This is a genomic window from Patescibacteria group bacterium (genome assembly GCA_038063375.1).
GTDB lineage: Bacteria > Patescibacteriota > Minisyncoccia > Phycocordibacterales > JANLHH01 > JANLHH01.
In genome coordinates this window covers 1-6,790 of the sequence record JBBTVG010000007.1, presented here as the reverse complement: position 1 = coordinate 6,790, position 6,790 = coordinate 1, and the positions used below count along the sequence as shown (strand labels likewise).

The following is a 6,790-nucleotide window of genomic DNA, read 5'->3' as shown; positions in this document are numbered from 1 at the left end:
TCGCTCAAGAAATTTAGGTCGCTCCTCGTTCGTCAAAATAACAGAATTCCGAGAATCATAAAACCGCCGTGCTATTGCGCACGGCGGTTTGTTTGTGGTATTATGCATATAAGAATTTCCCTTGGAGTTTCGTGAATGAATCTGCTTAGTGTGATGTATTCACACCATTATTATGAAAAAAACACTGGTTGTTATATTTTCCATTCTCATTCTCGCGCTTTTGTCCATCATCGGCACGGTTGTATATATCAAACTTTTTTCTCCCATTGACAAGTTTTTATAACAGGAGAACCTGTTTAACGCACCTGACTTTATTCCGCTTTTCACGAGGTATAACAAAATAAATATCATGAAAACAGGATTTTTTGGAAAACGAGACGCCAAAAGTATTTTTAAGAAACCCGAGCCGAACGGGGTTTCAAAGCATGATGAGTATGGTCATTCACACAAAGGTGTTGCGGTATGCAAAAAATGCCACAACGTACTTTTCAAGAAAGAATGGCACCGCCCGGGCGTACAGCTCTCGGATCAAATATTACTCGCACGGAAAAAGGGCGTTCACTTTGTGCTGTGTCCCGCCTGCACAATGATCACAAACAAGCAATATGAAGGAGAGATTATCGTGAAAAATGTTCCGGAAAAATACGAAGTGGAACTTGTGAATCTTATTGCATCTTACAACGAGCAAGCGCAAAAGCGAGATCCACAGGATCGGGTCATTGTCATTGAAAAAAGCAAAAAAGGGTACCGTGTTACCACGACTGAAAATCAGCTTGCCGTAAGGCTTGCAAAAAAGATCAGGAGTGCTTTTAGCAGGGGGAGGGTTGTCTTGCATATCAGCCATTCAGCTGAACCCTATGAAGTGGAGCGTGTTGTCCTCACGTTTAAGTAGTACTCTCTTAAACGAAACCTAAAAGAGTTATAATATATCGCATGGAACAAGAAGCATTAAAAAAACTGGAAGAACAAGGACAAAAAATCGATGAAATATATGTGTCGATTGAGAAGACGAGGAAATATTTCATGTGGACGCTCGTAGTAACGCTCGCCTTTTTCATCCTTCCTTTGATCGGGCTTGTGTTTGCCATTCCATCCTTTTTGAGTACGTACAGTACTGCTTTGCAAGGATTGTAGGCGTCACTTAATTTAATAGATATGAACAAACAAAAAAGGGGTCCCAATAACATCGGGACCCCCTCTCACTACATGTTGTATCTCATAAAAGGATACGATAAAGAACTACTACAGAGCCGGCGCCGTCTACGAGACGAAGTCGAACTCCCCCTTCTTGACCGCGTCGATGAACATACGCATGTCTTGCTTCGGGAAGGCGAGCCCTTTGCCGGTGGTCGTGTCGGCGATAACGGGTATGTTGTTCTGCATCTCGATGCCGATGCAGTGCTTACCCTGGCTGGCCTTGGCAACCTTGAGTTGGTTGACGGTCAGCACGATGCTCGCGTTCGCGATTCCCGGGTTTTGACGGTTGACAATTTCAACTTGCTTGTCATTCGGCTGTTTGCTGTGCATAAGAACAATCTCCTTCGTGAAGTTTTTGGGAAAGAAAATATCTACCGGGAAATTCCAGTAGACGCGTGTAATTGTAGCAGATGACCATAATTTGTCAAATTTTACCGAAAACTTTTCAAAACAATGATCACTTTTTCACATATCCTCGTTCGTCAAAATCTGCTACAATAAACCCAATGTATATTTTATTTGATATCGGAGGCACTAAAATGCGCTTGGCCCTATCGCGGGACGGAAAATCATTTGGTGATCCTGCCATCGTGGATACGCCTCAAAAATTTGAAGATGGTATCGCGCTCTTTCAAGAGATCGCCTTGGCGCTTGCGGGCGGGGAGCTTATTCTTTCAATGGCTGGCGGCATTGCCGGAGTGTTTGATAAAGAAAAGGGCATGTTGGTCAATTCACCCAATTTGCCCGATTGGGTGGGAAAACCTTTGCGGGAGGAGTTGGAAAAAAGGTGCGATGCTTCCGTGTTTATTGAGAATGATTCCGCTATCGTTGGCTTGGGCGAGGCGCTCGCCCAGACCGGCGAGCGGTATGACATCGTGGCGTACATCACCGTGGGCACCGGCGTGGGCGGCTCGCGCATCGTCGGAGGGAAAATTGACGAAGCGGCAATCGGCTTTGAACCCGGCCATCAGATCATTGATCCGGACAATACGCTGTGTCCCGAATGCGAAGGGAATGACCTTGAAAGCTACGTGTCGGGGGTAGCCGTGGGAAAACGCTACGGCATGAAGCCATACGAGATTACGGAGAAGGCGCTCTGGGAAGAGACCTTGCCGAAATTTCTTGCGTACGGTCTCAACGACACGATTGTTCATTGGTCGCCTGATGTCGTGGTGCTGGGCGGTTCCATGATCGTGGGGGACCCGGCCATTTCAGTTGAAGCAACCGAGCGGTATCTTAAAGAGCTCATGCATATTTTCCCAACCATTCCCGTTATCAAGAAAGCGACTCTCGGTGCCGTTGGCGGTCTTCATGGCGCGCTCGCATATCTTAAACAAAACATTGTATAATGTTTAAATTATACGGCGCTCCTCAGGGGACTCTTTTAATTAACACGAAGCGGAAAAACCCTTGACCATTTGCGGTTCGGGGGTTTTTTGATTTCAACAAATGAGGAGCGCGTGGAAAATTCTGACCTGCTTATCAGCAAGGCAGGTTTTACACAGCGTCCGAGCGACATTGTTTTCTTAGGTGCGAAGCGACTTAGAAAACAAGAAGTGCCCGTGTGGTGTGCAGTTGAAACAAAGGGTATTAAGCCGTAGGGCTTGCTCTACAGCTTAATACCCTTTATTATGCTAAGAGCACTATGTCTCCGCTTACGTTTACCATTGAAAAAAAATTAGAAAACGGCCTGGGGCGGGCCGGGGTCTTAGAGACGCCTCATGGGAAGATAGAGACGCCCGCGTTTGTTGTGGTTGGCACGAAAGCGACAACAAAAGCGCTTTCTCCTGAACACGTGCGCGATCTTGGCGCCGAGGTGGTGCTTGCCAATACCTACCATTTGTATTTACAGCCGGGAGAGCGGGTACTGAAAGAAGCGGGAGGTTTGCATCGGTTCATGAACTGGCAGGGACCCACCATGACCGATTCCGGTGGTTTTCAGGCATTCTCGCTTGGAGCCGCATTCGGTACGAGTATTTCAAAAATAGCAAAGGGGGGCAAGGAGGAGGAGAGCGAGGATGGCGACAAAGGTTCGCAGGAAGTTCCCATTCTGGCAAAGATCACCGAAGACGGCGTGACTTTCAAATCACCGTTCAGCGGGAGTGAACACCATTTTACGCCGGAACGTTCCATTGAGATTCAGCACAATATTGGAGCTGATATGATATTCGCGTTTGACGAGTGTACATCCCCGCACGCTTCGCATGAATATCAGAAAGAAGCCATGGAGCGCACGCATCGATGGGCACAGCGCAGTTTAGATGCGCATAAGAAAAATACTGAAGGGAGCAGGAAGCAGGGACTTTTTGGTATTGTGCAAGGCGGACGATTTGAAGATCTCCGCAAGGAGTCGGCGCGAGTGATTAGTGAAATGGATTTTGACGGGTTTGGCATCGGGGGTTCGTTTGACAAAGAAGACATGTATACAGTCGTGGGGTGGGTGAACGCGATTCTGCCGGAAGAAAAACCGCGGCATCTCTTGGGTATCGGCGAGCCGGCGGATCTTTTTGGCGGTGTAGAGAACGGTTGCGATCTTTTTGACTGCGTGGCGCCGACTCGAATGGCGCGCAACGGCACACTGCACACCTCTCTCGGCAGGATAAATTTATTCAACGCGAAATTCGTGAATGATCATACGCCCATTGAAGAGGGGTGCGGGTGCTATGCGTGTACTCACTACACGCGCGCGTATGTGGCGCATCTTTTTCGCGCGAAAGAGATGTTTGCCGCAACACTCGCTTCCATTCACAACCTTTACTTCATCGTTCATTTGGTCAAAAAGATTCGGCAGTCCATTTTGGATGAACGATTTGAAGAATATAAAACAGAATTTCTTAAAGAGTATTATGGCAAAATTCAAACTTAAATCTGAATACAAGCCTGCGGGCGACCAACCGCGGGCGATCGCCGAGCTCGTAGAGGGCTTGAGCGGCGGCCTTGCTCACCAGACGCTACTCGGAGTGACGGGTTCAGGAAAGACATTCACAGTGGCAAATGTGATAGAGGCGGTACAAAAACCGACGCTTGTGATCGCGCACAACAAAACGCTCGCTGCACAATTGGCGCAGGAGTACCGAGATTTTTTCCCTGACAACGCGGTGCACTACTTTGTTTCCTACTATGACTTCTATCAGCCGGAGGCATATTTGCCGGTGTCTGATACTTATATTGAGAAAGACGCGCAGATAAACGAAGAAATTGATCGACTGCGCCATGCGTCCACTCAAGCGCTTTTGACCCGCAAAGATGTGATTATTGTTGCATCCGTGTCATGTATCTATGGATTAGGTTCTCCCGAAGAATATGAAAAGGAAAATCTGAAACTTTCCATTGGAGACAAGATAAATCGCACCGAACTCCTTCACCGGCTTGTCAGTATCTTTTTTGAACGTACCATCGCCGACCTCTCACCGGGAGATTTTCGCGGCATAGGGAATGTGATAGAGATCATGCCAGTTTCCGAGAAAGTCATTTTCCGTGTTGAGATAGCGGGCGGAGAGATAACGCGTATTACAAAGATTGATTCCACTTCACAGACCATTTTAGGTGAAGAAAAGGAAATATTTTTGTTTCCCGCGAAGCACTTCATTACCGACAAAGACAAAAAAGAACGCGCCATGAAGGCGATCAGACAGGAACTCAAGGAACGCATTAAAGAGCTTGAAAAAGCAGGAAAGGAACTTGATGCCGAACGGTTGCGTCGGCGAACCAACCATGATTTGGCGCTTATCAAAGAGGTGGGGTATTGTAACGGGATTGAGAACTATTCACGCCACCTTTCCGGAAAGGCACCCGGTGAACCGCCGGACACGCTTTTATCGTATTTCCCGCGCAACGTTGATGGTACACCAGGTTTTTTAACGGTCATTGATGAATCGCACGTGAGCATTCCGCAGATCGGCGGAATGTATGAAGGAGACGCGTCGCGCAAGCGAAACCTTGTTGAATATGGTTTTCGGCTTCCTTCGGCGCTTGATAATCGTCCACTGAAATTTCCTGAATTTGAAAAGCGGGTTGGGCAGGTTATTTTTACATCCGCAACGCCCGGAAATTATGAACGGGAAGTAAGCAAAAAAATCGTGGAACAAGTGATCCGTCCGACGGGTCTTGTGGACCCGGAGGTTACGGTGCGTCCGATCCTTGAGAAAGGAAAGTACAAAGGGCAGATTCAAGATTTCATGGCGGAAGCACAACAAGAGATCAAAAAAGGGAATCGGGTTATCGCCACCACGCTTACCAAGCGTATGGCGGAGGATCTTTCCGAATATTTTAAGGAAAAGGGGGTGAAAGCGGAATACCTGCATAGCGATATCAAGACGATTGATCGTATCAAAATTCTAACTAAGTTCCGTAAGGGAGAATTTGATTGCATTGTCGGGGTGAATCTCCTGCGCGAAGGGCTTGATCTGCCCGAAGTGACTTTGATCGGCATTCTTGATGCGGACAAGGAGGGATTCCTGCGAAGTGAAACGGCGCTCATTCAGATCATCGGTCGCGCTGCGCGCAATGTATTCGGCCGTGTTATTCTTTATGCAGACAACATGACCGGCTCAATGGCGCGCGCTATCGCTGAGACAAACAGGCGCCGCACAGTTCAGGTGGCATACAATGAAAAGCATGGCATTACCCCAAAAACAATCATCAAAAAGATCCATGACATTGCCGATCAGCTGGAGTCCGCGCACGACAAAGCGGTGAAAGCGAACCTCACGCTTGATGTTCAAGTTTTTGCGGGCCAGCCCGAGAAACTCAAAAAACTTATTCGACTAAAAGAACGCCAAATGAACGCCTCGGTCAAAATACTTGATTTTGAAACTGCCGCCATATTGCGCGACGAGATACAAGCGCTCAAAGATCTCTCCGTGTGATTGTATAAAAAAACCCTCTCATATGAGAGGGTTTTGCAGTAACGGATACTTAGTGGAGGTACTCGTGGGGTAAAGGAGCTCTGCTTTCCTGTCTGCGTTTGAAGCTTAAGACGCAAAAGGGAATCGCGGAATCAATGGTTTCAAAAAGTATTTCCGCGAATTCTTTTCGGTAATATTGGCCTACTTGGAACAATACTTCGTAGTTAGGATACTCTCCAATAAGCGCGACGGGGACTATTTCCCTTTCCTTGTTTTCCGGTAATGAAAGCATGAAGTCTATGATTGTTTTCATACTTTCAACGTCTTCTTGTTCGGGTACCGGCAGATCTTCGTACATAAGCCTCACATCCCGCTTGTTGGTACGTTGCCTCTGGTGCTTCACTGGAGGAACCTCCGTTTTTGATTGAGTCTGGAAACAGAGTAAAATAAAAAACAACAAAAGTCAACCGAGCACCACTTTTGCCAACTTCTTTATTTTGCATCTACGGAAACAATGATTACATAATGCGCCTAAAAACCCCTTTGTTTCAAAAGTAAAAGTGGTGCTCGGTCAACTAATGAGAGAGAAAGAACGTTTACTTAGCGAGAGAGAACTGATATAGTGACTATATTAAACCCCTAGCGTGCATGCGAGGGGCGTTTCAATTACATATACATGGAAAATAAAATCATTGTAAAAGGTGCGCGGACCCACAATCTGAAGAATATTACCGTTGAGATGCCGC

The 6,790-nt window shown here is 47.0% G+C and carries 7 protein-coding genes; 5 read left to right on the top strand and 2 right to left on the bottom strand.

The annotated features are described in order from the left end of the window. Positions 1–349 precede the first annotated feature (349 nt). Positions 350–892 carry an NMD3-related protein gene (locus tag AAB523_01180; GenBank protein ID MEK7555883.1) on the top strand — a complete coding sequence of 181 codons (543 nt, stop codon included), beginning with the start codon at positions 350–352 and terminating at the stop codon, positions 890–892. Between the two features lie 41 nt (positions 893–933). Then, the gene (locus AAB523_01175; protein ID MEK7555882.1) at positions 934–1,134 is read left to right on the top strand and encodes a hypothetical protein; all 201 of its coding nucleotides are present in this window, start codon (positions 934–936) and stop codon (positions 1,132–1,134) included. A 126-nt stretch (positions 1,135–1,260) separates the two neighbouring features. On the opposite strand, the gene AAB523_01170 is transcribed toward AAB523_01175, so the two are convergent. Next, on the bottom strand, positions 1,261–1,527 hold the full coding sequence (locus tag AAB523_01170) for a hypothetical protein (GenBank protein ID MEK7555881.1): 267 nt from the start codon (positions 1,525–1,527) through the stop codon (positions 1,261–1,263). Between the two features lie 176 nt (positions 1,528–1,703). On the opposite strand from AAB523_01170, the gene AAB523_01165 reads away from it, so the two are divergent. The 3 genes from AAB523_01165 (at position 1,704) to uvrB (ending at position 6,065) form a co-directional block, all read left to right on the top strand. Then, positions 1,704–2,546: an ROK family protein gene (locus tag AAB523_01165; GenBank protein MEK7555880.1), complete on the top strand. Its 843-nt coding sequence runs from the start codon at positions 1,704–1,706 to the stop codon at positions 2,544–2,546. A gap of 296 nt (positions 2,547–2,842) precedes the next feature. Beyond that, positions 2,843–4,063: a tRNA guanosine(34) transglycosylase Tgt gene (gene tgt / locus AAB523_01160; protein ID MEK7555879.1), complete on the top strand. Its 1,221-nt coding sequence runs from the start codon at positions 2,843–2,845 to the stop codon at positions 4,061–4,063. Beyond that, positions 4,044–6,065: an excinuclease ABC subunit UvrB gene (uvrB, locus tag AAB523_01155; protein ID MEK7555878.1), complete on the top strand. Its 2,022-nt coding sequence runs from the start codon at positions 4,044–4,046 to the stop codon at positions 6,063–6,065. The genes tgt and uvrB overlap by 20 nt, the downstream gene beginning before the upstream one ends. A 49-nt stretch (positions 6,066–6,114) precedes the next feature. Here uvrB and AAB523_01150 read toward each other — a convergent pair whose 3' ends face one another. Continuing rightward, a complete protein-coding gene (locus AAB523_01150) occupies positions 6,115–6,447 on the bottom strand; it encodes a hypothetical protein (protein ID MEK7555877.1) in 333 nt (110 codons plus the stop codon). Positions 6,448–6,790: the final 343 nt, after the last annotated feature.

What these genes read in the sequence shown, in the direction of transcription:
- tgt (MEK7555879.1), top strand. Translation starts at nt 2,843, where the DNA reads ATGTCTCCGCTTACGTTTACCATTGAAAAAAAATTAGAAAACGGCCTG.
- AAB523_01170 (MEK7555881.1), bottom strand. Translation starts at nt 1,527, where the DNA reads ATGCACAGCAAACAGCCGAATGACAAGCAAGTTGAAATTGTCAACCGT.
- uvrB (MEK7555878.1), top strand. Translation starts at nt 4,044, where the DNA reads ATGGCAAAATTCAAACTTAAATCTGAATACAAGCCTGCGGGCGACCAA.
- AAB523_01165 (MEK7555880.1), top strand. Translation starts at nt 1,704, where the DNA reads ATGTATATTTTATTTGATATCGGAGGCACTAAAATGCGCTTGGCCCTA.
- AAB523_01180 (MEK7555883.1), top strand. Translation starts at nt 350, where the DNA reads ATGAAAACAGGATTTTTTGGAAAACGAGACGCCAAAAGTATTTTTAAG.
- AAB523_01175 (MEK7555882.1), top strand. Translation starts at nt 934, where the DNA reads ATGGAACAAGAAGCATTAAAAAAACTGGAAGAACAAGGACAAAAAATC.